Origin of the sequence: Candidatus Parakkermansia intestinigallinarum, from assembly GCF_944389695.1 — a bacterium.
Lineage (GTDB): Bacteria > Verrucomicrobiota > Verrucomicrobiia > Verrucomicrobiales > Akkermansiaceae > Akkermansia > Akkermansia intestinigallinarum.
Genome location: NZ_CALXNG010000009.1, coordinates 53,126 through 76,967, shown reverse-complemented (window position 1 = coordinate 76,967; position 23,842 = coordinate 53,126). Strand labels below are relative to the sequence as shown.

The 23,842-nt window shown below is 63.6% G+C and carries 19 protein-coding genes and 1 tRNA gene; 11 read left to right on the top strand and 9 right to left on the bottom strand.

Annotated elements, in window-relative coordinates:
* Positions 1 to 243 precede the first annotated feature (243 nt).
* From rpsD to AC6UAL_RS04190, 4 genes are all read right to left on the bottom strand, one after another.
* Positions 244 to 855, bottom strand: coding sequence for a 30S ribosomal protein S4 (gene rpsD / locus AC6UAL_RS04205; protein WP_500682118.1), 612 nt, complete (start codon positions 853 to 855; stop codon positions 244 to 246).
* A 36-nt stretch (positions 856 to 891) separates the two neighbouring features.
* Complete coding sequence (gene rpsK / locus AC6UAL_RS04200; protein WP_500682117.1) at positions 892 to 1,422, bottom strand: 30S ribosomal protein S11; 531 nt, start codon at positions 1,420 to 1,422, stop codon at positions 892 to 894.
* Positions 1,423 to 1,449: 27 nt separating this feature from the next.
* Entirely contained in the window at positions 1,450 to 1,821 is a 372-nt protein-coding gene (gene rpsM / locus AC6UAL_RS04195; protein WP_500682116.1) for a 30S ribosomal protein S13, read from the bottom strand.
* 317 nt (positions 1,822 to 2,138) lie between these two features.
* Positions 2,139 to 2,615 carry a PEGA domain-containing protein gene (locus tag AC6UAL_RS04190; protein ID WP_500682115.1) on the bottom strand — a complete coding sequence of 159 codons (477 nt, stop codon included), beginning with the start codon at positions 2,613 to 2,615 and terminating at the stop codon, positions 2,139 to 2,141.
* 193 nt (positions 2,616 to 2,808) lie between these two features.
* Between AC6UAL_RS04190 and AC6UAL_RS04185 the strand changes: the two genes are divergently transcribed.
* From AC6UAL_RS04185 to AC6UAL_RS04135, 11 genes are all read left to right on the top strand, one after another.
* Positions 2,809 to 3,897, top strand: a complete 1,089-nt coding sequence (locus tag AC6UAL_RS04185) for an AAA family ATPase (protein WP_500682114.1) — start codon at positions 2,809 to 2,811, stop codon at positions 3,895 to 3,897.
* 27 nt (positions 3,898 to 3,924) lie between these two features.
* Positions 3,925 to 4,779: a hypothetical protein gene (locus tag AC6UAL_RS04180; protein WP_500682113.1), complete on the top strand. Its 855-nt coding sequence runs from the start codon at positions 3,925 to 3,927 to the stop codon at positions 4,777 to 4,779.
* A 32-nt stretch (positions 4,780 to 4,811) separates the two neighbouring features.
* Complete coding sequence (cimA, locus tag AC6UAL_RS04175; RefSeq protein WP_500682112.1) at positions 4,812 to 6,422, top strand: citramalate synthase; 1,611 nt, start codon at positions 4,812 to 4,814, stop codon at positions 6,420 to 6,422.
* Positions 6,419 to 6,859: a hypothetical protein gene (locus AC6UAL_RS04170; RefSeq protein WP_500682111.1), complete on the top strand. Its 441-nt coding sequence runs from the start codon at positions 6,419 to 6,421 to the stop codon at positions 6,857 to 6,859. The genes cimA and AC6UAL_RS04170 overlap by 4 nt, the downstream gene beginning before the upstream one ends.
* A 152-nt stretch (positions 6,860 to 7,011) precedes the next feature.
* Complete coding sequence (locus tag AC6UAL_RS04165) at positions 7,012 to 7,713, top strand: hypothetical protein (RefSeq protein ID WP_500682110.1); 702 nt, start codon at positions 7,012 to 7,014, stop codon at positions 7,711 to 7,713.
* Positions 7,714 to 7,913: 200 nt separating this feature from the next.
* A complete protein-coding gene (locus AC6UAL_RS04160) occupies positions 7,914 to 9,932 on the top strand; it encodes an alpha amylase C-terminal domain-containing protein (protein ID WP_500682109.1) in 2,019 nt (672 codons plus the stop codon).
* A gap of 412 nt (positions 9,933 to 10,344) precedes the next feature.
* Entirely contained in the window at positions 10,345 to 11,139 is a 795-nt protein-coding gene (locus AC6UAL_RS04155) for a PEP-CTERM sorting domain-containing protein (RefSeq protein ID WP_500682108.1), read from the top strand.
* 213 nt (positions 11,140 to 11,352) lie between these two features.
* The gene (gene trpB, locus AC6UAL_RS04150) at positions 11,353 to 12,570 is read left to right on the top strand and encodes a tryptophan synthase subunit beta (protein ID WP_500682107.1); all 1,218 of its coding nucleotides are present in this window, start codon (positions 11,353 to 11,355) and stop codon (positions 12,568 to 12,570) included.
* Positions 12,571 to 12,851: 281 nt separating this feature from the next.
* Positions 12,852 to 13,604 (top strand): hypothetical protein, encoded by a 753-nt coding sequence (locus tag AC6UAL_RS04145; RefSeq protein WP_500682106.1) that lies wholly within the window; start codon positions 12,852 to 12,854, stop codon positions 13,602 to 13,604.
* 328 nt (positions 13,605 to 13,932) lie between these two features.
* Entirely contained in the window at positions 13,933 to 14,649 is a 717-nt protein-coding gene (locus AC6UAL_RS04140; protein ID WP_500682105.1) for a hypothetical protein, read from the top strand.
* A 274-nt stretch (positions 14,650 to 14,923) separates the two neighbouring features.
* A complete protein-coding gene (locus tag AC6UAL_RS04135; RefSeq protein WP_500682104.1) occupies positions 14,924 to 15,697 on the top strand; it encodes a hypothetical protein in 774 nt (257 codons plus the stop codon).
* Positions 15,698 to 16,107: 410 nt separating this feature from the next.
* Here AC6UAL_RS04135 and AC6UAL_RS04130 read toward each other — a convergent pair whose 3' ends face one another.
* The 5 genes from AC6UAL_RS04130 to tadA form a co-directional block, all read right to left on the bottom strand.
* Positions 16,108 to 16,947 carry a hypothetical protein gene (locus AC6UAL_RS04130; RefSeq protein WP_500682103.1) on the bottom strand — a complete coding sequence of 280 codons (840 nt, stop codon included), beginning with the start codon at positions 16,945 to 16,947 and terminating at the stop codon, positions 16,108 to 16,110.
* 393 nt (positions 16,948 to 17,340) lie between these two features.
* Positions 17,341 to 22,449: an autotransporter domain-containing protein gene (locus AC6UAL_RS04125; protein ID WP_500682102.1), complete on the bottom strand. Its 5,109-nt coding sequence runs from the start codon at positions 22,447 to 22,449 to the stop codon at positions 17,341 to 17,343.
* A gap of 257 nt (positions 22,450 to 22,706) precedes the next feature.
* Positions 22,707 to 22,780 (bottom strand) — tRNA-Arg (locus tag AC6UAL_RS04120).
* 45 nt (positions 22,781 to 22,825) lie between these two features.
* Positions 22,826 to 23,269 (bottom strand): rRNA maturation RNase YbeY, encoded by a 444-nt coding sequence (ybeY, locus tag AC6UAL_RS04115; RefSeq protein ID WP_500682101.1) that lies wholly within the window; start codon positions 23,267 to 23,269, stop codon positions 22,826 to 22,828.
* Positions 23,266 to 23,820 carry a tRNA adenosine(34) deaminase TadA gene (tadA, locus tag AC6UAL_RS04110; protein ID WP_500682100.1) on the bottom strand — a complete coding sequence of 185 codons (555 nt, stop codon included), beginning with the start codon at positions 23,818 to 23,820 and terminating at the stop codon, positions 23,266 to 23,268. The genes ybeY and tadA overlap by 4 nt, the downstream gene beginning before the upstream one ends.
* Between the last annotated feature and the right edge of the window lie 22 nt (positions 23,821 to 23,842).

Sequence of the window (23,842 nt, the reverse complement as noted above, 5' to 3'; positions counted from 1 at the left end):
AAAATCAAGCCTCCATTTTTTGTGTACTCAAGGCGCGGTCAAAATGACCGCGCCTTGAAACTTTGGGACACATGTGCGCATCCCCCTGCCCTGCATCCCGTTCCCCCGCCCCGCATTCCGCCCCGCATTCCGCGCCCCGCATCCCGCGCCCCGCCCCGGCGCAGCGCAGGCGCATGCACGACAAAGACCCCTGCAGACGCATCTGCAGGGGTCGGGGAAAAAGAGCCTGTAAGCGGCGCTCGATCAGCGAGAGTAAAGCTCAACGATGAGCTGCACGTTGACGATCGGGGCGATTTCCTCCATGGAGGGAATGCGCTGCACCTTGGCCGTCAGCTTCGAAGCATCAACCTCAAGCCACTCGGGCGTCGTCGCGTTGGCAGCGAGCTCGACAAAGCGATTGGCAAGGGCCTGCGAGCGAGCCTTGGCGGCAACCGTCACCACGTCTCCGGGCTTGCAGCTGTAGGAGGGGATGTTGACCTTGCGGCCATTCACGAGCACGTGACCGTGGCTGACCATCTGGCGGGCAGCGGCGCGCGTGTTGGCGAAGTTGAGGCGATAAATGATGTTGTCAAGGCGGAGTTCGAGGAGCTGGAGAAGGATCTCACCCGTCACGCCACGGCGACGGCTGGCCTCCTCGTAATACTTGCGGAACTGGCCTTCGAGCACACCGTACATGAAGCGCAGCTTCTGCTTCTCGGCGAGCATGATGCCGTAGTCGGACTTCTTCTTGCGGCCGGCGCGGGCACCGTGCTGACCCGGGGGGAAGGGACGGCGGGCAAAAGCCTTGCTGGCACCGAAGAGCTCAACGCCGAAACGGCGGCTGATCTTGGCGGTAGGACCTGTGTAACGAGCCATAATTGTAAGAATCTTTCGAGTTGAATTAATGAATCATCAGGCGCGACGAGCCTTGGGCGGACGGCAACCGTTGTGCGGAATGGGCGTCACGTCGGCGATGGACGAAATCTCAAGACCGATGGCCTGCACGGCACGAACGGCGGACTCGCGGCCCGAACCCGGCCCCTTCACGCGAACCTCGACCTCCTTGAGGCCGTGGCCCATGGCCTGGCGGCAGGCGTCCTGGCAGACCACCTGACCGGCGTAAGCCGTGCTCTTGCGGCTGCCCTTGAAATTGAGCTTACCGGCGGAGGACCAGCCGATCACATTGCCCTTGAGGTCCGTCACGCTCACCACCGTGTTGTTGAAGGTGGACGAGATGTGAACGATACCCTGCGTCACGTTCTTGCTGCCCTTGGCCTTGAGAATCTTGACCTTGTCATCATCATCGACGAGACCGAGCTCGGCAAAGATGTCGCGGCGCTGCTCCGTCTTCTTCTGCTCGGGGGCGGGAGCGGGAGCGGCGGGAGTCTCGGCAACGGGAGCCTCCGTGTTCTTCACTTCTTCCTGGATGGTTTCTTCAGCCATTTTCAGTATCTTTCGTTAAAGGTTTACTCAGGACTTCTTGGCGCCGACAGTCTTCTTGCGGCCCTTGCGGGTGCGGGCGTTCGTACGGGTGCGCTGACCGCGGACGGGCAGACCCTTGCGGTGGCGGATGCCGCGCAGGCAGTTGATGCTGGTCAGACGCTTGAGAGCCAGCTGCTTCTCACGGCGAAGGTCACCTTCGATGAGAATGTTGTTGCTGGTAATCGCCTGAACAATCTTGGTCAGCTGGGCGTCAGAAAGCGTGCCCGTGCGAAGATCCGGAGAAATGCCGGCCTGCTCAAGCACCTTCTTGGCGGTCGAGGGCCCGATGCCGTAGATGTAGCAGAGCGAGGCTTCGACGCGCTTCTCATTGGGTATTTCGATACCGAAAAGACGAGCCATAATGGTGTGTGTGTATTGAGTCTTATATCTCGCGCCACCCCGCGGCAGCGCGATGGGCGTGGGGCAACTATACCCTCTTTGCGACAAGATGCAAGCAAAATCTGATCAAAATTACATCTTTGGATAATTTTGGGATTTTTCCGTCTCCCGGCCCGCCGCTCCCCGCCGCTCCCCGCCGCTCCCCGCGCTTCCCCCGCTCCCCCCGCCCGCCGCACCGAGACAGGCCGAGCGGGCCAAAACACCGCGCCCCGAGGCGCCGACGGGCGTCGCGGGGTGCGGGCGTGCGGCGCAAGCCGCGGAACGGAGAGCCGGATGCCTCAATCCGGCAGGGGAGAAAGCTTCGGCGGAGCCTCATCCGAGCCCTTGCGCGACCCCTTCGAGCCGCGCGGAGCAAAAATATCGTGCGTCACACCGCCGCCGCCCGTGTAGGGGGGCAGCACGCCGGGCGTGTAGGCCTCCGGCTCGGCAATCCGCTGCATCGGAATCGTCACCTCATCCTCCTCAATGTAGCGAGCCCAAGGGTCATTCTGCGTCCAGAGCAGGCCGAGCCAGAAGCTGGGCTGCGTCCGCACCGTCTCCGACGCCGTCTTGTAGCCGGGCTTCCGCACCACAATGCCGAGATCCTTCGACTGCTCAATCCTCGTCACCAGCGGCGTCGTCCCATCCAGCGGCGTACCGTTGATCGACACCGTCGCGCCCGGCGGCGTCGTCTTAATCGTAAACTCCTTTGGCCCGTAGCAGGAACTCAGCGCGAGCCCCGCCAGAAGAGGCAACAAATACGTGCAGCGCAGCATGCCGACACTTTAGCGCAAGCCGACGGCGCATGCAAGCCCAAAAAGCGCCCCCCTCCGCCCGTTTTCCCGCCCCGCCGCCGCCCTGCCTCGCCGCTCCGCCGCGCGGGCACGGCGAAAAGACCTCCGCCCCCTTCCGCAGCGCACAACAGCGAGCTTGCCACCGCCTGCGGCGCGTGCTACAATACAGAGAGCGATGATCAGACAACTCGTAGTGGAGGGCGTGACCGTGTTCCCGAAACAAGAAGCCTTCAGCTTCGTGCCGGGCATCAACGTCATCGTCGGCGGCAACGACTCGGGCAAGAGCCATCTCATGAAACTCTGCTACGCCCTGAGCCGCTGGAGCAACGGCAGCAATCGGCGGGAGCTTCCCGAAGTCTGGGCCGAAGAAAGGCGCCTGCGGCAAATCCTGCTGCGCGTCTTCGGCACCCACGACCTCAGCGCCCTGACCGCCCGCAACCGCGGCAACGGCCTCGCCAAACTACACTGCTCACTCGAAGGGCACAAAGTACCGCTCGGCACCGCCGAACTCGACTTCTGCTTCACCGCCGGGCGCGAAGAAGAAGGACTGCACATCACCCGCGCCCCCCAGCGCTACCTGAGCGAAAACTCCGTCTTCATCTCCCCGCGCGAAGTCCTCTCCATCTACCCCTGCTACGTGCAGGCGGGCAAGCGCTACCCCGAGCTGCTCGACTCCGCCAGCTGGGAACTCTGCAACGCCTTGGAAGACGAACCCGCCCCCGGCGCCCCGATGCACGGAGCCCTGCGGCACGTCATGCAGAGCATCGAAAAACTCCTCTCCGGGCGCCTGCTGCGCATCAACGGGCGCTTCTACCTCCGGCGCCCCGAGCAAGAACCCCTCGAACTCAACCTCGTTGCGGAAGGCTTCAAACGCATCGGCACTCTCGGCCTGCTCATCGGCAACGGCACCGTGCGCCCCGGCACCTCCCTCTTCTGGGACGAGCCGGAAATGAACCTCAACACCACCCACATGCCCGCCCTCGTCGGCATGATGATGGGCCTGTGCCGCGCCGGCGTCCAGCTCATGATCACCACCCACAGCCTCTTCCTGCTGCGCGAACTCGTCATTCGCCTCGCGGAAAGCGCCAACCGCAACACCTCCCGCCACTTCATCGGCCTGCAACCCCCGCGCGACAGCCACGAAGGCGTCCGCTGCTCCGGCGGCGACAAACTCAGCGAAATCGACCGACTCGAAAGCCTCGACGCCGAAACCGAGCAAGCCGACCGCTACCTGAGCATGAGCCCCGAAGAGCTCTCATTCTAACCCGCTCTCCCCTCCTCCTCCCCCCACGTGTTTCAGGCAGGCACCAGCTGTATTGAAGGCCTCTACCGCTTCAACTTTGAAGCGGGCTATTACGTCTGCCGCTTCGAATGCTCGCCCTTCTACTCGCACCACGCCCAGAACTTCTGCAACAGCTGCAAAGAAATGGACTTCGTGCTCTACCACCCCGGCAAAAAAGAACTCTGGCTCATCGAAGTCAAAGACTACCGCTTCAACGCCCGCCCGAAAGTCCGCGACCTCGTCGAAAAACTCTGCCGCAAAGTGCGCGACTGCCTCTTCCTGCTGCGCACCGCCGCCCTCTGTGCGCCCGATGAAAACCCGGCGGAAGGCATAGCCCTGCGCGAAATGGCCCGCATGAGCCTGCAAGCCAAACACATCCGCATCGCCTTCACCATCGAGCTGGGCAGCACGGGCCTCTTTCCGCCCAAAGCCCTGCTCTCCACCATCCGCGACCTGCTCTATCGGCAAATCCACTTCATCGACCCGCACATGATCTGCCTGCCCATCACCGAATCGGGCGGCATCGGCCCGTGGACCATCACCCCGGCCGGCGGCGAACACTCCGCCCGCATCACCAAGCGCCTCGAAGAAGCCCGCCTCGCACGCGAGCGCGAAAACGAACGCAAAATCGCCCGCGAACAACAGAGACACCGCGAAAAAAACCTCGAAAAACGCCGTCGCCGCGCCCGCCAAAGCGACCTCCCCCTCTGGAAACAACGCGCCCAAGAACGCGCCGAAGGCCTCACCGGCACCCACGCCGACCGCCCCCGCCGCGGCAAAACCAAACAGCGCGACCCCCGCCCCGGCACCTCGCCCCCCGACCCCGCCGCCCCGCCCGGCGGCGCAGACACAACCGACACTTGACCCCGCCCCCCGCATCCGCTATAAACGAAACCATGAGCAAGCTTCTCACCTGGTACGACACCACCCTGCGCGACGGCGCCCAGAGCGACGGCGTCGACTTCAGCGTGCGAGACAAAATCGCCATCGCCCGCCGCCTCGACACCCTCGGCATCGACTACATCGAAATGGGCTGGCCCGGCGCCAACAAAGTCGACAGCGCCTGCTTTGAAGAACTGAGAAGCATCCGCCTGCAGCACGCCCGCATCACCGCCTTCGGCAGCACCCGACGCGCCGGCAACAGCCCCGAAAACGACCCCACCCTCCGGGCCCTCATCGACTGCTGTGCACCCGTCATCACCATCTTCGGCAAAAGCTGCCCGCAGCACGTCCGCATCGCCCTCGGCATCAGCCGCGACGAAAACCTCCGACTCATCGCCGACTCCGTCGCCTACCTTCGCGCCCACAAAGAAAGCGTCATCTACGACGCCGAGCACTTCTTCGACGGCTACAAGCGCGACGCCGCCTACGCCCTTGCCACCCTGCGCGCCGCCCACGAAAGCGGCGCAGCCGCCCTGACCCTCTGCGACACCAACGGCGGCAGCATGCCCGAAGACATCAGCAGCATCATCGCACAAATCCGGCGCGAACTCCCCGCCGCCCGCATCGGCATCCACGCCCACAACGACTGCGGCCTCGCCGTCGCCAACTCCCTCGCTGCCGTCGACGCCGGCGCCGACCTCATCCAAGGCACCATCAACGGCATCGGCGAACGCTGCGGCAACGCAGACCTCTGCGCCATCATCCCGAACCTCCTGCTCAAAAAGCAAGGCTACACCGGCCGCCGCATCGACGCCGCCGCCCTGCGCGGCCTCAGCGCCCTCTCCTACGCCGTGAGCGACATCGCCAACATCGCCCCGAACAAATGGCAACCCTTCGTCGGCAACGCCGCCTTTGCCCACAAAGGCGGCATCCACGTCAGCGCCATCAACAAAGACTCCGCCCTCTACGAACACCTTGCCCCCGAAAGCGTCGGCAACACCCGCCGCATCCTCATCAGCCAGCAAGGCGGCAAAAGCAACATCATCGCCCTAGCGCGGCGCCTCGGCATCGACCTACCGGCAGACAGCCCCGCCGTCGCCGAAATCAGCGCCATCATCAAAGAAAAAGCCTCCCGCGGCTACGACTACGCCGCCGCCGAAGCCGGCGCCGAACTCCTGCTGCGGCGCCACCTCGGGCAAATCCCCGACTACTTCTCCGTCAAGCGCTTCTACGTCATCAACTCCCACACCGAGAAAGACCCCGACATGGCCATCGAAGCCTGCCTCAAACTCGACGTCGGCGGGCAGACCACCCACGTCGCGGCCAGCGGACTGGGCCCCGTCGACGCCCTGGAACGCGCCCTGCGGCGAGCCCTGCTGCCCTTCTACCCCGAGCTCGAAACCCTCAGCCTCATCGACTACAAAGTACGCGTCTTAGCCGGCCTCGGCGAATCCGCCTGCACCGTCGGCCCCGGCAGCGTGCGCGTCCTCATCGACTCCAGCGACGGCAGCAGCGTACGCACCACCGTCGGCGTCTCCGCCGACCTCATCGAAGCCAGCTGGAGCGCCCTTACCGACGCCTTCATCTGCCACCTCTACCACCACCGCCCCTGCCCCGCACCGTGAACCTCCCGCGCCCCCTCCTCATCGGCGGCGCCGCCGCCCTCACCGGCATCATCGTCCTCGCCCTCACCCCCGGCTGCCGCGAAGACCCGCGCGAACTCGCCCCCGGCAACTGGGTCGAAAGCGGCCGCCTGCTGCAAGCCGACGTCAGCCCGGACGGCAGCATCCGGTGGCAAATCGGCGGCAGCAGCGGCACCCTCCGCTACGAATGGGTCGACACCGAGAACGAACCCTATCAACTCACCCTCACCCACCGCAAAAAAAGCATCCCCGCCCGACTCACCTTCGAAGACAGCGACACCGCCGTCATCGAACCCCAAATCTGGGACGAACTCAGCCCCGCCGTCCGGCGCGACATCGCCCGGCAAAACAAAGCCAACCGCCGCCCCGAAAACGAAATACGCCTGCGCTTCCACCGCCGCCGCGAGAAAAAAGACTGAAAAGCCCCTCCTTTTCTCCCCCTGCGGCGCCTTTTCTGATTGACAAGGCCGCGCAAATCTGCTCTAAATAAATAAAGCACTTGACTCCCTTCGCGCAAGCAGGCACGGAGCAGCGCCCCACCTTACTACGACACAACATCCAGACAGCAGACATGACCAAGTACATTTTCACCACCCTGATGACCGCCGGCCTCCTCAGCATGCCCGTCGTCGCACAGGATGAAGAATTGGACATCGACTCCATCTCACTCGATGACGACATCTCACTCGATGACGACAGCTCGCTTGACGACAGCAGCGCCGACAGCGCCGACGACAGCTCGCTTGACGACAGCAGCAGCAGCAGCGATGACGCCGACAGCTCCCTTGACGACGCCGACAGCTCGCTTGACGACAGCGACAGCAGCAGCGATGACGCCGACAGCTCCCTTGACGACGCCGACGACAGCGCCGACGACAGCGACAGCTCCGGCGCCGCCGCCGCGGAAACCACCACCGGCAGCGACAAGCGCGTCATCGCGGACCCGGACACCACCGGCTACCACTACTGCAACATCGGCAACAAATACGTCCTCGTCCAGTCCAAACTCGTCGGCCACGTCAGCCCCCTCTCCACCGTCGTCGTCTACGTCGGTTGGGAGCAAGACCGCAAGAGCAGCTGGGGCAAGGGCGAGACCCTCGCCAAGAACTCCCGCACCATCACCTCCTTCTACATCCCCATCAAAGTGACGGGCGTGAGCATCGGCGGCGGCAACCTCAACCTGCACGGCACCGACGAATCGGGCAACAAGACCATCAAAGCCCCCTTCCGCCAGCTCGACAACACCATCGAAGTCAAGCGCCCCGAACTCTAAACACCCCCCGGCCCCCTGCCCCGCCGCGCAGCCGCAGCGCCGCACCGCGGAGCAAGGGGCAAGCAACCGACGCCGAAGCCGCGGCAAACGCCCGGCTTCGGCGTCCCTGCACCCACTCGGCGCACCCGGGCAGCAAAAACACCGCAGCGAGCAACATTTGAAGCTTGCAGCAAGCCGCCCCTGCGTGTAAAATGAACGACATGAGAAGACCCCCGATCCCCGGACTCGTGCTGGCCGACGGCTGGCTCGCCCCCTACGAGCGCGAAATCAAAGCCCGCATGCGCCTCTTCGACAGCCAGATGGAGCGCATCTGCCGCAGCCGGGGCTCCCTTCTCCACTGCGCCGAAGGCTACAAACGCCTCGGCTTCAACCGAGACCCCGAAACCCGCGAATGGATCTACCGCGAATGGGCCCCGGGCGCGCGCGAACTCTACCTCATCGGCGACTTCAACCGCTGGGATCGCCGCGCCACCCCCATGCAGCGAAACCGCGAAGGCGTCTGGGAAGTCCGCCTGCCCGCCGACACCCTCGCGCACGGCCAACACGTCAAAGTCCACGTCATCGGGGCAGACAACGAAGGGCACGACCGCATCCCCGCCTGGATTCGCTTCACCGAGCAAAACCCGCAAAACTTCGACTACAGCGGCCTCATCTGGGAACCCGCCGAGCCCTACACCTGGCGGCACACCCGCTGGAACCCCGAGCGCATCAAAGTCCCCTACATCTACGAAGCCCACGTCGGCATGGCCGGCGAAGAAGAGCGCATCCACAGCTACCGCGAATTTGCCGACGAAGTCCTGCCGCGCATCGCCGAGCTCGGCTACAACGTCGTGCAGCTCATGGCCGTGCAAGAGCACCCCTACTACGGCAGCTTCGGCTACCACGTCTCCTCCTTCTTTGCCCCCAGCAACCGCTTCGGCACCCCGGAAGACCTCAAATACCTCATCGACACCGCCCACGGCCACGGCATCGCCGTCCTGCTCGACGTCGTCCACTCGCACGCCGTCAAAAACGTCGCCGAAGGCCTCAACAACTTCGACGGCTCCGGCGGCCAATACTTCAAAGCCGGCGAGCGCGACGCCCGCCACCCGGACTGGGACAGCTGCCTCTTCGACTACGGCCGCGCCGAAGTCATCGAATTCCTCCTCAGCAACCTGCGCTGGTGGCTGGAAGAATACAACTTTGACGGCTTCCGCTTCGACGGCGTCACCAGCATGCTCTACGTCCACCACGGGCATGAACCCTTCACCGACCTCGGCTGCTACTTCAACACCCTCGTCAACCTCGACGCCGTCACCTACCTGCAACTCGCCACCACCCTCATCCGGCAAGTCAAACCCGGCGCCTTCGCCATTGCGGAAGACATGAGCGGCATGCCCGGCCTCTGCCGCCCCGTAGACGAAGGCGGCTTCGGCTTCAGCCACCGCCTTGCCATGGGCCTGCCCGACTACTGGATCAAACTCCTCAAAGAGAAAAAAGACGAAGAATGGAGCGTGGGCGACATGTGGTACACCCTCATCAACCGCCGCTACGGCGAACCGAACATCGCCTACGCCGAAAGCCACGACCAAGCCCTCGTCGGCGACAAAACCATCGCCTTCCGCCTCATGGATGCAGAGATGTACACCTGCATGAGCTGCAACACCCCGAGCCTCATCATCGACCGCGGCATCGCCCTGCACAAAATGATACGCCTCGTCACCCTCGCCGCCGGCGGCGAAGGCTGGCTGAACTTCATGGGCAACGAATTCGGCCACCCGGAGTGGATCGACTTCCCGCGCGAAGGCAACGGCAACTCCTACAAATACTGCCGCCGCCAGTGGAGCCTCGTCGACAACGAGCAACTGCGCTACCGCTACCTCAACGCCTTCGACCGCGCCATGCTGCAGCTCGCGCAAGACACCAACCTCCTCTCCGCGCGTCCCGCCCGCCCGCTCAACATGGACGAGCAGAACCAAGTCATGGCCTTCGAGCGCGGCGAGCTCCTCTTCGTCTTCAACTGGAACGGCCAGCGAGCCATCCCCGACTACCGCCTCCCCGCCCCCGCCCACGGCGAATGGAAAGTCATCCTCGACTCCGACGACCCGCGCTTCGGCGGCTACGGGCGGCAAGACCACAGCATCCGCCACTTCACCGACGGGCAGCAGTATCTCTCTCTCTACCTGCTGCCTCGCACCGTTCAGGTGCTCAGCCGGCACTACCCGGGCGGCCTCCTCTGAGCCCCTCCGCTCAGCCCCGAGACACCGCCCGCGCCGCAGAGGGAAGGCCCGAGGCAGCAGCGCACGGCAGCGCCCCCTGCCCGCGCCCCTGCCCCCTTCCCCTGCGGCACCCGCCGGCTGAGCGGCAAACAGGCTGCATCCCCGGCAGACTGACTTAGAAGAGTTTGGCTCAGGGATAACCCTGCATGGCCCGGATTTCACGGAACAACTCGAGCTTGGGAGAAGTGAGAACCTTGCGGCGCTCCTCTCCCGAGAACTCCTTCCCTGCGTTTTATTTTGACGCAATGCCAATGTCGGAAATTCCGCTTATACGCTGGACAAAGACCTCGTATTGTCATAAAATAGATCGGAAGGCTTGCGGAGAAGCCGCGTACTCGGCTACTCCGCAGACTCAGCAAACAACTCCATACATATGAAAAAATCACTGTTTATTCTCGCCGCCGCCCTCTGTGGCAGTGCTTCGGTTGCGGTGGCTGATACGACGGGGTCTTCTCTGTTCGTCAACTTCGGTGCCACGGCAGTCGACGGTTGGCAACAGGTCACTCAGACCGCCGGAGCGGATTTATCCACAACGGTAATGGACTCCAACTCGGCGTCGCACAGCCTGGTAATTGACTGTGAAGGCGGAAACATCACATCCGGCAATTTCGCGACGATTACCACCACTTGGGGCACGGGCGACTTTGACGGTTACAGCACCTCTCTCGCGGAGATGGAAGCTACTATCGGCACGACCGTAAGCGATTCGATCTGGAACACGGGTATCGCCAACGGCGGTTGGAAGGGGACTTCCCTGACCATCGGTGGCTTCGACGCAACCAAGACATACAACATCTACCTGATCGGCGGTTCCGCAAAGAGCGATCTCTCTACCTCGTCCATGTATGCTTGGGAGCTCTCGGCAAACAACATGGGTGAGAACACGACCATTAAGTACGATTGCACAGGCCGCACGGGCAGTGACCTCACCTACCTCGATGCAACGGGGGCAATCAAGACCAATCAGAACGTGGCCAACCTCATCAAGATGACGAACGTCATCGTCGGTGAAGACGGCAATATCACAATCGAGTTGAATGATGGCGAACGCGCCGCTCTCAACGCTCTTGTGATTCAGGAGGTTGCTCAGGTCGTCCCCGAGCCGACCACGGCCACGCTGAGCCTGCTGGCACTCGCCGGCCTCTGCGCACGCCGCCGCCGCAAGTAAGCGCCCGGCAGCCCGCCGCCTTCGTCAACACACATCCTCAGCCACCCCGGCCGCTACACTGCGCGACCGGGGTGGCTTCGTTCCCCCCCCTCTCTCATCCTCCGCCCCGTGCACGGCCTGAAGACTTGACGGATATGCTTGCCAGCCCGCGCAAAAAAGAGTAGAATCACCCCGCACGCGCGGCGCGCGCGCACCCATCCAGAGACACACACCATGGACTTCCGCACCTACCTCCGCCAATACCCGAACGCCGAAGGCTACTACGGCCGCTTCGGCGGCGCCTACCTGCCGCCCGAGCTCGAGCCCGCCTTCAAAGAAATCACCGAAGCCTACAACAGCATCTGCCACAGCGCCCAGTTCATCAGCGAACTGCGCCGCATTCGCCGGCAGTTCCAGGGCCGCCCCACCCCCGTCTACCACTGCGAGCGCCTCTCGCGCCTCAACGGCGGCGCCCAGATCTACCTCAAGCGCGAAGACCTCAACCACACCGGCGCACACAAACTCAACCACTGCATGGGCGAAGGCCTGCTGGCCAAGTTCATGGGCAAAAAGAAAATCATCGCCGAGACCGGCGCCGGCCAGCACGGCGTCGCCCTCGCCACCGCCGCCGCCTACTTCGGCCTTGAGTGCGAAGTGCACATGGGCGAGGTGGACATCGCCAAACAAGCACCCAACGTCACGCGCATGAAAATGCTCGGTGCCAAAGTCATCTGCGTCACCAAAGGCCTTCGCACCCTCAAAGAAGCCGTCGACAGCGCCTTTGAAGCCTACCTGCGCGACTACAAAACCGCCATCTATTGCATCGGCTCCGTCGTCGGCCCGCACCCCTTCCCGATGATGGTGCGCGATTTCCAGATGGTCGTCGGCGACGAAGCTCGCGAGCAATTCCTCGACATGACGGGCATCCTGCCCGACGTCGTCTGCGCCTGCGTAGGCGGCGGCTCGAACGCCATGGGCATGTTCCCGGCCTTCCTGAACGATCCGCTGGAAATCGTCGGTGTCGAGCCACTGGGACGCGGCCCGGCCAAGGGAGACAACGCCGCCTCCATGAGCTTCGGCAGCGAAGGCATCATGCACGGCTTCAACAGCGTCATGCTCAAAGATGAGAACGGCGAGCCCGCCCCCGTCTACTCCGTCGCCTCCGGCCTCGACTATCCCTCCGTCGGCCCCGAGCACGCCTTCCTGCGCGACATCGGCCGCGTAAAGTACGACAGTGTGAGTGACGACGAAGCCATCGACGCCTTCTTCAAACTCTCGCGCTACGAAGGCATCATCCCCGCCATCGAGAGCGCCCACGCCGTCGCCTACGCCATGCGCCGCGCGCGGGAGATGAAAACCGGCGCCATCCTCGCCAACTGCTCCGGCCGCGGCGACAAAGACGTCGACTTCGTCGCCGAGCACTACGGCTACGGCGAAGACCACCGCTTCTGACGCCGCGGAGCCCGTCCCCGCGCATCCGCCGCCTTATCAAGCCGAGCAGGCGCTGCGCCTGCTCGGCTTACTTTGCCCCCGCCTGCTCCTCCCTCGACGAAGGAGTGAGCGAGCCGCTCTCCTCCCGGCGCGGCGCGGTTGAATGAAGCTTGCGCCCATCTTTTTTTGAACCCTTTTGCCTTGACAAAAGCTCGCCTCAGCTCTACACTTGCCTGCGATGGGGAGATGCGGGGTGCACGGCCGCGCATGTTCCCCGACGCCTCAACAACACAATCAACGCCATGAAAACAACTCTATTTACGGCAGCCATACTCGCGAGCACAGCAATGGCAGCGGATATCTCGGCTGATTTTACGCAGGGATCAAACGGATGGGTGTCAGGACAGTGGAACGGCTGGAACACGCCGCACTTCAACTACGGCGCAAACGGTGCCCTCGTCGCTCAACCGTGGAAGCAGAACACGCTCTCGACGTCCTATGAGGTCGATGCGTCCGCTGCCACGTACACCTTCACGTTCAGCACGTACTCCACCGACACAGACCGGCAGGTTCTCTTCTACCTGAGCTCCTCGAACTACAGTGTTTTTGTCGGTAATTCATACACAAGCAACGCATACGTTGCGTCCGGCTATACGGAGGAGGCGGTCGTACCCAAGACCTCACGGAATCAGGAGGACTCCTCCGGCTTCGTTTCGTTCCAAGGTGGCGACAACAGAACCGTCATTACTCGCTTTGACGCGACGGCCGCCGGCCAAAGCTCCAACATCAACGTCGGCACGAATCTCAACTACACGCTGACCCTCACGGGAACGCAGCTGACGATTGACGTGACGGATGCCGCGAACAACCAATGGAGCGATACCGTGACGATCAAAGAGGGCGTCACCTTCGATTCCATCGGCTTTGTCGTGGACGGTGCAACGGGTACCGTCGGTGTTAAGAATTTTGAGGCCACCGTCACCCCGGAGCCGACCACGGCCACGCTCTCTCTGCTGGCTCTCGCAGGCCTCTGCGCCCGCCGCCGCCGCAAGTAAGGGCGCGAGCTGCTGAGTTATACAAACAGAGTCTTGACAAGCCGAGCAGGCGCTGCGCCTGCTCGGCTTTTTTTGCCCCCGCCTGCCCTTCCTCGACGAAGAAGTGAGCGAGCCGCCATCCTCCCGGCGCGGCGCGGTTGAATGAACCATTCGCGCGAGCTCCTCTAACTGACCATTATTCTTGACTTTCGGCCTCAGCCATCATACAATCCCGCGCGTGGGAATAAGCACGGACGGCGGATCCGTTCAGGGGGGGGGAGCATCCCGGTAGATGTCCGTCAAACCGAAACGACTTCTTCTCATTATTCAACAACGACCATACACAGACATGAAAAAAACTCTGACCATGTTGCTTGCCGCAGCCGGTGCCGTCTACGCGCAAGATACCACGACTGAGGTTATCTTCTCGCAGTCTTGGACGGATGCCGGCCCGGCCGACACGAACAGTGCCGTCAACGAGTCCTTCTACTATGCAGAGGGGATGGACTATGCGATCATCGGCTCGTATCTGGGAAACTCATACAAGCCCTGGAAAGAATCCATCATCGGCGGCACGCCCTCCTTCACGCTGTCGTTCGATCTGAAAAACATCGACGTCGTAGCGGCGGACAGTCCTTGGGACGATATCTTCTCGATGAAGTTGAGCGACGGCAGCAAGCTTCAGTTCCAGACGACGGGAACGGGCACCCTTACCCTGTTCAACACCAACTCGAACGCCCAGATTGATACAACCCTCACCCTCGACAACTTCGCGGATTGGCAGACCTTTACACTGGTCGGCGATGCCGAGGCGGGCAAGCTTTCCATCTACCTCGGCGACAGCCATGTTGCCTCGACTGCCGATGGCGCATGGACAGGCTCAGCCGTTACGGCTATCCAATTCGGTGCGGAATTTGCGCCCTCACAGGCGGGAGCGGATCGCGTTCCGAACGGAGCCTTCGGCATCAACAACATCACGCTCAGCAGCGTCACCCCCGAGCCGACCACGGCCACTCTCTCGCTGCTGGCCCTCGCCGGGCTCTGCGCCCGCCGCCGCCGCAAGTAAGGGCACGAGCTGCTGAGTCATACAAACAGAGTCTTCACAAGCCGAGCAGGCGCAGCGCCTGCTCGGCTTTTTGGCGCCTGCCGGGCGGCGAATTCAACCTTATTTTCCCATTGCTCGCCCCGCACGGGACAGTCCGAAGCAGATAACCGAGCAAAGTCGTATGTTTTGCTTGACGCCGCGGGGATTCGGCGGTATAATCGCCTGCGTGAAGTGGGTTCTCCGGGTGTTCGAATTCGGTGGGCTCGGGCTTTATCAAGACAATTCTACAACGACGATGAAAAAGACGTTAATCACACTGGGTCTCGCGGCTGCGGCTTCCTCAGCAATGGGCGCCACGCTTCACGGCATCGAGTTCGAAGCAGGCACGAGTCCTATCAACAGCGGCACAAACCCCACGACCTCCAATTTCTACTTCTCCGAGGAAACATATCCGGTGCTCGGGTATGGCCCGGTGAACACGATTCAGGGTCTGTGGATTCAGGCCAATGCCGGATACAAGATGAACGCCAGCAATGGCCTGAACGTGACGTATCTTGCCTTGGATCCGTCCATCAAGATTGCACAGAGCAACAATTCTGAGGCCGGAGCGCTCAATGGCAGTGACGGCGCCAACTTCTACGTCAACATGACCGGGAGCGGTTGGGTCGACATCAATGCGGACTACGGCACCAAGATTACCGTCAACAACATGACGGGCGGCACTATCTACCTGAATGACAGCGGTGCCCTCGATCTGGGCAGCACGACACTCAACAGCTCCGTCACGGTTGACTGCACCTTGACTACCTCCGCTGATACCGGATATTCCATCCTGACGCGTACGCTCCTCACGGGCGATTTCTCCGCTTGGACGGGAACGGTCAACGTTCAGGGTTTCACTCAGCTTACGGAAGGTGAGCTCACGGCGGATTCCTCCTGCGCCGGCATGTATACGGTGAGCGCAACGGAGTCCGGGCTCGTCGTCAGCTACGTCACCCCCGAGCCGACCACGGCTACGCTCTCGCTGCTGGCTCTGGCAGGCCTTTGCGTCCGCCGCCGCCGCAAGTAAGGGCGCGAGCACTCACAAGGTCTTCACAAGCCGAGCAGGCGCTGCGCCTGCTCGGCTTTTTTGTGTCCTGTGGCAGCGGGGCAGCGCGTGCGCGTTCGGCGTCAGCGGGGCGCGACGATGGCGGCGGGGTGAATGAGGAAGGCGCGGGGCTTCTGCGGCGGCAGGTGGTGCGGAGAGCACTCCGACCGCGCTTGCTCCCTGCTCTCCGTCTGAACGAAGCAAGAGGGGGCTTCTGCGGGCTCAGCGGGACATTCGCGGCTCAAAGAGGGAGCCGTACGTGGCTTGTGCTCGAGGATTGACCCATGCAAAAATGTCCCCCGATGCGGGCGAGTCCGCATCGGGGGGGACGGTGTGGCGGCGCGAGGAGCCTGCACAAGGCAGCGCTCCTCGGCCTGGGGTCTGAAGGAAGTTTACTTGCGGCGGCGGCGAGCGCAGAGGCCGGCAAGAGCCAGCAGGCTCAGCGTGGCCGTGGTCGGCTCGGGAGTGACCTGCTGCAAGGCAAAGGCGTTGAAGTTGCCATTGGTACCGCCCGTTGCAATGTTCACCGAGTCAGACGTCGCCGTGAAGGAGTATTCCACGAGAGACCACGAGGACGGGTTCGAGTTACCCCCTGCATTGTACTCGCAAGAGTTCAACACGGCACCGTCGACGAAGGTAGAGGCGTTCGATGCCCCAATGAGGGTCGAGGTCACGTCCGTCACGCCACCGCCGAGGGTGTAGGTGGTGACACTAGAGTCACTGCTTCCGGTCTGATGGTTGTTTCCGCGCCCGACGAGCACATAGAGGTTGTAAGTCTCGCCGGCGTTCAACCCGGTGAGCGTCATGGTCATTGAGCCGCCGGCGGCGTTGACGCAAGCGCCATTGGGGTTCACGAGCGTATCCCCGTCGAATTCGCCGGTTATGATAGTGGTATCGAAGACATCGGACAGCCCTCCGCTACCCGTCACAGAGGGCTTGTAGGATTGAATCACGCCGCCCGTGCCGCATCCGGCTGCATTAGAGAAAGAAATGCTAATCCCGGCAGAAGTGTTCCCCATCGTCACCAGATTTCCGGAAGTGGTCATGTTATTACTACCGTCAACCTTAACGGCATTGACCTTACCGGATTGCCCCAAAACGGTACCGTCGAAGGTGTAGGATGAGGGAGTTTCCTGACCCGTGAAGGTCACGGCAAACACGTCGCCTTTCTGGAGGGCGGCGGAGGCTGTGCCGCAGAGGGCAGCAGCGAGAATAAACAAAGTCTTTTTCATGAATAGAGTTGTTTGTTATAAACTTTAAACCCGAGATAGTAAACACCACCACAAGCTTGTGGATATTCTAGCACGTCCTGTTTCCTTCGTCAAGGCGGTACTCATGTTATTTCCCCTCTTTTGAGGGTTTTTCGCTCTTTTGGGCTGTTATCACTGTTATGAGGCTCGATGGCGGGGCTTCGGGGCTTCGGACTGCTCGGGTGCTCGGGTGCTCGGGTGCTCGGGTGCGCGGCTGCTCGGGTGCTCGGGTGCGCGGGTGCGGGAGAGTCGCTGCGCGGCGTCCGCGGGAGGAGGCGGCGGGTGGGAGGGGGCTACAAGGCGCCACCCCGGTGCAGGCGGGGCTGCACCGGGGTGGCGGGTGTTGGTCTCTTGCGGGCGGCTGTGGCGGCGGGCTCAGAAGTTGATGCGCCAGCCGACGGTGCCGTTGAAGTCGCAGTAGTCGGAGCGCAGTTCGACGGAGCCGTCGAGGAAGAGGTTGCCGCCGCTCTGGCCCAGGGGGATGCTCAGGCCGACGCCGGCTTCGACACCGCAGACGCCGAGTTCTTCCGAGGCGACGGTGCCGCCGTAGCCGGGCAGTAGGGCGAGGCTGCTGCTCATGCTGCTGCGGCGGTCGCCGAGGTCAAATTTGGCCAGGATGCGCCCTTCGAGCAGGCTGCTGCGGTTGTAGATGTTTTCTCCGATGAGGGTTTGCGCGCGCAGGCCGGCACCGAGGGTGAAGCGGTGCAGTTTCTGGTCTCCGAAGCGCAGGGCGAGGTCGTTGCCGTGCTCGGTGTAGCCGTCGATCTCGGTGTAGGCGTAGCTGATGTTGAGGACGGGTTGCAGGCAGCTGTCGGCGTTTTCGTCCAGCGGGATGGTGTAGCCGACTTCATACATGAGGCCGAGGCCGAGGCCGTTGGCGCTGCCGTCCGTCCGGTAGTTGGTGCCGTTGAGGACGTTGTTGCGCTTGAGGCTGCTGTCTGCCAGGCCGACGGAGACGATGAAGCTGTGCGTCCACGCGCCGGGGCTGTAGCGGGCAAAGGCGCTGAGGTACCAGGTGTCGAGCTCGCCGTCGGCGCCGCCGTCGGCATCGCTGCTGTAGTCGCCGTACATGGCGGTGAAGGCGAGGCCGCAGGTGAGGGCGGTGTTGAGGTCGGCGTCAAAGCCGACGGTGCCGCCCCAGCTGCTGAGGGTGTAGCCGGGCCGGCTGCCGCCGTTGTCGAGTTCGCGGTGGTTGCCTTCGGCGTTGACCCAGGCGTTGAAGTAGGGCATGTCGGGGTTGACGTAGGCGTCGCTGACGCCCATGCTCGTCATGCGGTTGCGGATGGAGCGCAGTTGGCGCTGCATGTCGTCGGAGTAGGCGAGGCCGAGGCCGGCGGCGGTGGCGCCGGAGAGGGTGCGGAGTTTGGCGTCGAGGGCGCTGCGGTTGTTGCTGCCGAGGTCGGCGTCGAGGGCGTCAAGGAGGACGGCCAAGGGTCTGTCGGTCGCGGAGCCTTGCGGGTGGAGTTGGTCGTAGGCGGCGTCGGCGATGATGCCGCCGACGACGGCGTGCGGGGAGGTGGCGGCGGCGGCGTAGAGGTGGCTGCCGCCGGCGCTGCCGCTGGTGATGACGAGGTTGTCGCCTTCCCAGCTGAGGGTGGCGCCTTCAGCGCCGATGATGGTGATGCCGCTGAGGTTTTGTTCTTTGCTGTCTCCGGCGGCGGTGGCGAGGGTGAGGCTGCGTCCGTCGAGGAGGGCGAGGTCGGTGACGTCAAGGGTGATGCCGGCAAGGGTGGTGTCTCCGCCGATGGTGAGGGCGTTGCGGCGGTTGACGGTGAGGGTGGAGCCGCTCTCCATGCTGAGGTCGCCGCCGATGGCTAGGGTGCCGTCGATGCTGAGGGTCGCTCCGCTGCTGACGATGAGGTCTCCGCTGCCGAGGGCTTGGGCGTTGGTGACGCAGAGGGTGCCGGCGCTGAGGCGGGTGCCGCCGCTGTAGGTGTTGGCCCGGCCGATGGTGAGGGTGCCGCTGCCGTGTTTCTCAAGGGTGGCGTTGCCGCTGAGGCTGCCGAGCAGGTTGCGGTTGCTCTCGGCGTTGATGCTGACGCTCAGGGGGGCGGCGGCGGTGGTGCCTTCGCTCGTTTGGGCGCTGATGGCGGCGGCGATGTCTCCGCTGCCGCTGAGGTTGAGGGCGGAGGGCCGGCTGCCGATGATGACGACGATGGTGCCGACGTAGCTGCCGGTGTCTCCGGCGAGGTTGAGGGTGAGGGCGCCGGTGCCGGAGGCGTCTGCACGGAGCTCGCCGCTGCCGCTGAGGGCGCCGGAGAGGGTGAGGGTGCTGTCTTGCTCAGGGCTGCTGATTTGCCAGGCGGGGGTGTCTGTGCCGGGGTTGCTCAGGATGAGGTCTTGGTCGATGCGGGCGTCGGTGGCGATGCTGCCGCTCAGGCCGTTGATTTCAAGGGTGGAGGCGGCGCTGCCGAAGGTTTTGCCGTCTCCGCTCAGGGTGATGCCGGCGGTGGTGCCGCTGAGGCGTACGTTGCCGCTCCAGTCGCTGCTGAAGCTGAGGGCGTTGCTGCCGTCTGATTGATCGAGGGTGAGGGCGAGGGTGCCCTGCCCGCTGATGGCGGAGGCGGCGGTGGGGTCGAAGTTGCTCAGGGTGAGTTCGGCGCCGGAGGCGATGCTGTAGTCTCTCGCGTCGCGATGCGCGGTGCTGAGGCGGCCGCTCTCGAGGCTGAGGGCGCCGTTGAATTGGGCGTCGTTGAGCAGGAGGGTGTTGCCGGAGGCGGCGGTGCAGTTGAGGGCAAGGGTGCTGCCGGCGGCGGCGCTGAGTTGGCTGATGTCGATGTTGCCGCTGAGGGTGTCGCTGATGCCGAGGGTGCCTTCAAGCAGGTTGAGGGGGATGGCGAGGAATTCGCTGCTGAGGTTGAGGCGGCCTTCGCCTGTTTTGCTGAGGGTGGAGCCGTCTGCAAGGCTGATGCTGCCGGCTTTGAGGCCGGCGGTGTTGCCGGAGTCGACGCTGAGGCTGACTTGGGCGTTTTTCTGGAGGATGAGTTGGCCGACGCTCAGGTTGCCTTCAAGGGTGACGGCGGGGGTGCTGCCTTGGACGAAGGCGATGTTGCTGCCGTTGGTGAAGGTGGCGCTGCCGGGGGTGCCGGTGGAGCTGTCGGCGAAGTTGCTGCTGTCGCCGTCCGTCCAGGTGCCAAGGCCGCTGCCGTCTCCCTGCCAGAAGAGGAGGCCGGTGCTTTGGAGGGTGAGCTGGACGCTGTTGCCGTTGAGGCTGAAGCTGCCGGTGTAGCCGTCGGCGTAGGTGACGTCGATGTTGCCGAGGTCAAGGCCGCTGTATTGGCCGTTGAAGGTGATGAGGGTGGCGGTGCCTTCGGTGGTGAGGTTGCTGAGGTCGAGGCTGAGTTTGCCGCCGATGGTGACGTTGCCGTTGAGGGTGAGGACGCTTTCTTCGAGCCAGCTGAGGCCGGCGCCGTCTTTGAGGTCGACGGCTCCGGTGAGGGTGAGGTTGCTTGCGATGCCGAGGACGGCGCCGGAGGCGATGTTGACGGCGCCGGTGCCTAAGGCGCTTTCGGAGGCGGCAAGGAGGGTGCCGGCGTTGATGTTGACGGTGCCGGTGTAGGTGTTGGCGCCGCTGAGGCTCAGGGTGCCGTCACCGTCTTTGGTGATGGTTTGCGAGCCGGTGATGGTGCTTTCGATCAGGAGGTCGGTTTGGCTGCCGTCGTTGCCCTGCCAGCGGTTGGTGGTGATGGTGAGGGGGCGGTTGTTGAGGTTGATGCTGCCGCCGGTGATGAGGGAGCTTTGGGTGGCTTCGGCGAGGGTTTCGATGCTGTTGTTGGCGCGCTCGGAGTTGACGGAGGCGCCGTCGTCAATGCGGATGGTGCCGCCTTGCAGGCGGATGCTGGTCTGGTTGAGGAAGAGTTTGTTTTCGTTCAGCCCAGTGATGTGCCAGGTGCCGCCTTCTTCAATGGTGATGGGGTGTTGGGTGGCCGCGGGGGCGTCTTTGACCCAGCCCCAGAGGTTGCCGGAGTTGAGGGTGGCGTTTTTGCCGACGGTGATGGAGATGTCGGTGCCGGCGCTGGCGTAGAAGGGTGAGAATTCGTTGGTGCCGGTGCCGTCGGCTTTGGGGACGTCTTCGACGGTGAGTTCGGCGCCTTCTTCAAGGGTGATGCTGCTGACGCCTTTGGTGCTGGTGATGGTGGCGTCTTTGGTCCAGGTGTTGCCGGTGCCGCTGACGAGTAGGGCGATTTCTGCGCCTTCTTCAAGGACGGGCGGGGTGCTGACGGTGGCGCCGCCGCTCAGGTGGAGGGTGCCGCTGCGGAAGCTGACTTGGTCGTTGCCGAGCTGGAGGTTGGCGTAGTTGCCGGTGCTGCCGGCGATGAGGCTGCCTTTGCCGGTGCCGATGCTCAGGGTGCCGCCTTCGACGATGACGCTCATGGTGGCGAAGTTGGTTTCGCCTTGTTCTTCGGCGATTTCAGCGATGCTGAGGCTCTGGCCTTCGCGGATGATGCTCAGGCCGGAGGTGATGCTCAGCAGGCCGGTGGCGGCGTCGTAGCTGTAGCCTTCTTTGAGGCCGGTGACGCTGCCGACGGAGCCGGCGGTGGTGAGGTAGTAGTTGTTGCCGGTGCCGGCGTAGGTGAGGTTGCTGAAGTCGAAGTCGTCGGCCAGCAGGATGGTGCCGCTGTTTTCGATGGGGTTGTTGAGGTCAACGGCGCCGGAGAGGGTGAGGGTGGTGCCGCTGCTGACGGCCAGGGTGACGTCGATGACGGTGTTTTTGAGGCTGCTGTCGGCAGTGAGGGTGAGTTTGTAGGGGGTGGAGGTGTTTTTGAGGTTGCCGAGGACGAGGGTGGCGATGTTGCCGGTGGCGTCGCTGCTGACTATTTTCAGGGCGTCGTCGGTGAAGTCGGTGGCGTCAATGCTGTGGATTTGGCCTTTCTCTGCCGTGAGGCTGCCGATGCTGAGGTCTCCGCTGAGGGCGATGATGTTATCCGTTGAGCCGCTGCGGAGTTCGAGTTTGGCGTTCTGCCCGACGCTGTTGCTGCCGAGAAGGAGCATGGTGGGGCCGGTGGAGGCGGGGACGGTGCCGTCGGGTTGGCTGCCGACGATGATGGAGCCGCTGTAGCTCCCCTGCCCTTTGAGGTAGAGGAGCATGAAGGAGTCGGTGTAGCCTTGGTTGTTGGCGTCGACGCCGCGGTAGAGGTAGATGGAGGCGCTGTCTGTGCCGCTCAGGCCGTTGACCATGACGTGGGAGGCATGGTTGAAGGTGGTGTAGAGGCTGAGGCGGGTGGAGCCGATGTCCAGCCCGCCGTTGTAGAGGTGGCTGTGGCCGCTCTGGTTGTGGTTGAAGCGGTAGTCGGTGTCCTCGGTGAGGGTGACGAGTTCGGTGGTGTCGACGTTGCCTGCGTTGGTTTCGGCAGCGAGGGCGGCGGGGCTGCTCAGCAGGGTGCCGACGGTCATGAGACCCAAGGTGCCGCTGCCGAGGGTGGGGAGGATGGTGAGGGCGATGAGGAGGGCGCGGCGCAGGGGGACGGGGAGGTGAGGCTTCATGGATGGATGACGGGGAGGAGGCTTTGTTGCAGGTGGTGACCGACTCGGTGTTGCGGGGCTTCGGCGCGCGCAGGGCGGCGCGGGGTCTCGCATGATGATGATTTTTTACTCTTCTTGACGGGGGCTGTCAAGTTTGTTTTAACTGTTCGCCGCGATTCGAGGGGCGCAAGGGGGATGCGGCGGCGCCAAAAGGCAGCCCGCGCCCTCCGTGGCGGGAGGGCGCGGGCGCTGTTTTCGGGTGTCGGGGTTCTGCGGAGCACTCCGGCCGCGGCTCGAACGCGGGACCCCAAGCTTAGAAGGCTCGTGCTCTATCCAACTGAGCTACCGGAGCGTTGCGGGTGGATTGTAACGGCTGCCGCGGGCTTTGGCAAGCTTTTTATTTCGGGCAGTAACGGGCGACGAGGGGTTCTTGGACGGCAAAGAGGGCGTCGCGCTCGGCGGGGTCGGCGTCGAGGTAGCCTTGAAGGTGGGTGAGGCCGTGGACGAGGTAGCGGAAGAGTTCTTCGCGGCGGTCGAGGCCGTGGGCGGCGGCGTAGCGCTCGGCGGTGTCGCTGCTGACGAGGATTTCGCCGTAGGGGAAGGTGATGGCGTCGGTGGGGGTGGGGTCGTTGAGGTAGTCGCCGTGGACGCGGGCGATGGTGGGGTCGTCGACGATGCTGAGTTCGACGCTGTCGAGTTCGGAGAGGACGTGGTCGGGGCCGGGAGGGCTTTGCAGGAGTTCGGGCAGCAGGGCGTTGAGGGCGCGGGTGTAGGCTTCGATTTGCGCGGTGTCAAGCCAGTCGCGTTCGACGTGGCAGTAGAGTTCGAGGGTGGGGGTCATGGGGCGTCGGTGGGGGCGGGGCTGCCGGGGCTGTCTTGTGCGGGGCTGTTTTCTTCTGCGGCAGCGGCGCGGGCGTCGCGTTTGCGCTGTTTGGCGAGGGCGCGGGCGGCGCGAAAGAAGCTGCGGAATTGTTCGAGGCAGGCGTCGGCAAGGACGCCGCCGGTGATGTCGCAGCGGTGGTTGAGGGGCGGGTTGGCGTCGAGGAGGTTGATCCAGCCGCCGCAGGCTCCGCTTTTCGGGTCGGGGATGCCGAAGACGACGCGATCGGGGCGGCAGTGGACGAGGGCTCCGGCGCACATGGGGCAGGGTTCTTTGGTGACGTAGACGGTGCAACCCTCAAGGCGCCAGTCGCCGACGGCGGCTTCGGCCGCGGTCAGGGCGAGCATTTCGGCATGGGCCGTGGCGTCTTTGAGGGTTTCGACTTGGTTCCACCCGCGGGCGATGACGGTGCCGTCGCGCACGATGACGCAGCCGCAGGGGACTTCGCCGACGGCGCGGGCTTTTTCGGCTTCGCGCATCGCCAGCGTCATGTAGTGTTCGTCGTCTGTCAAGGGGGCAGCAACGAGTTGGGGC